At 63.9% G+C, this 1,499-nt stretch carries 3 protein-coding genes; 1 reads left to right on the forward strand and 2 read right to left on the reverse strand.

The window, feature by feature from the left end; translation table 11 throughout:
* On the reverse strand, positions 1-415 hold a 415-nt coding region (locus RWX45_RS00980; RefSeq protein ID WP_316021929.1), incomplete at its 3' end, for a cupin domain-containing protein.
* A 48-nt stretch (positions 416-463) separates the two neighbouring features.
* On the reverse strand, positions 464-784 hold the full coding sequence (locus tag RWX45_RS00985; RefSeq protein ID WP_316021930.1) for a carboxymuconolactone decarboxylase family protein: 321 nt from the start codon (positions 782-784) through the stop codon (positions 464-466).
* Between the two features lie 40 nt (positions 785-824).
* Between RWX45_RS00985 and RWX45_RS00990 the strand changes: the two genes are divergently transcribed.
* Positions 825-1,499, forward strand: coding sequence for a TetR/AcrR family transcriptional regulator (locus RWX45_RS00990; protein ID WP_316021931.1), 675 nt, complete (start codon positions 825-827; stop codon positions 1,497-1,499).

Here is a 1,499-nt window from a genome sequence, read left to right on the forward strand (position 1 = left end):
CGTCGACCGGCTCGAGCCACTCGTTGGAGGTCTCGGTGCCGGGCACCTCGATCGAGATATGGCTGAACCAGCTGTCCGCCTTGGCCCCGTGCCAGTGCTTCACGCCCGTGGGGATGAACACGTAGCTGCCCTCGGAAAGGCTCACAGGCTTCTCGCCCCACTCCTGGTACCAGCCCTCGCCGGCCGTGCAGACCAGGATTTGCCCGCCGCCAGTCTTAGCGTGGTGGATGTGCCAGTTGTTGCGGCAGCCCGGCTCGAAGGTGACGTTGGCCGCGAAGGGCTCGCCGGGCTTCGGAGGCCAGGTGATGGGGTTGAGGTAGCTGTTGCCGATGAAGTACTGGGCGAAGTTGTCGTTGGGGACGCCCTTGCCGAACACGTTGGCCTTCTCGAAATCTGACTCGTTAGCGTATTTCATGTTGCAATCCTCTCTGCCTGGTGGGGTTGTCATCTCATGGGTTCGCGGCTATTCCGCGTAGACCTGCTTGCACAGGTTGAACACGGCCCAGGCCTTGGGCCAGCCGGCGTAGAACGCCGTGTGCGTGACGACGGCGGCCATCTCCTCGGCCGTGACGCCCGCGTTCTTGGCGTTGGCGATGTGGAAGGCCAGCGAGCTGTCGGTGATGCCCTGCGCCATGAGCGCGACCACCGTGATGATGCAGCGGGTCTTCAGGGTGATGTCCTCGTTGTTCCAGTTCTCGCCGAACAGCACGTCGTCGTTGAAGTGGGCGAACTCGGGGGCGAAGTCGCCCAGCTGGTCGCGCCCTGCGGTCTGTGTGATTGCCATTTCGTTCCTCCTCGCGGTCGGGTTCGGTTACAATGTCCACGTGGACAGTATCGGCCATGCGACGCGCGGACTCCATGTCCAGCTTCCGTGCCGCGTGGATTACGCCACGGTTTCCGGGGAAGTGGATATTCGGGGAGGCGTCATGGAGGGCAACCGCAAGATGGACCTGCGCGTGCAGAAGACGCGCGAGGCGATACAGCAGGCGTTTCGCGACATGGTGATGGAGGGAGACGCATCGCAGATCAACGTCACCGAGCTCTCGCGGCGCGCCCGCATCCACCGCAAGACCTTCTACCTGCACTACACCTGCATCGAGGCGCTCTACGAGGACATGATCCGCATCGCCAGCGAGGGCTACTACGCCGCCATCGACCGGATCGACCCGAAGATGCCCATGGCCGAGGTCAACCGCGTGTTCTTCGAGTACCTCGCCGCTGCCGACCCCTTCGTCGAGCGGCTCATCTGCGAGCCGAGCTACCGGCCGTTCTGCAACGCGATGTTCGCCGCGGCGCTGCGCCACAACCGCGAGCGCCACAATCCCTATGCGGCGCTGAGCGAGCCCGAGCAGAGCATCGTGAACAACTTCCTCGCCGGCAGCTCGCTCGACATGTACCGCCAGTGGGTGGCCGACGGCAAGAAGGTGCCGCTCGATGACCTCATAGCGCTCTCCACGAAGCTGCTCTGCACGGGCGTGGAGTCGCTCGATCTGGTGTGA

Source organism: Actinomyces sp. MRS3W (genome assembly GCF_032465695.1).
Taxonomy (GTDB): domain Bacteria; phylum Actinomycetota; class Actinomycetes; order Actinomycetales; family Actinomycetaceae; genus Actinomyces.

What these genes read in the sequence shown, in the direction of transcription:
- RWX45_RS00985 (WP_316021930.1), bottom strand. Translation starts at nt 784, where the DNA reads ATGGCAATCACACAGACCGCAGGGCGCGACCAGCTGGGCGACTTCGCC.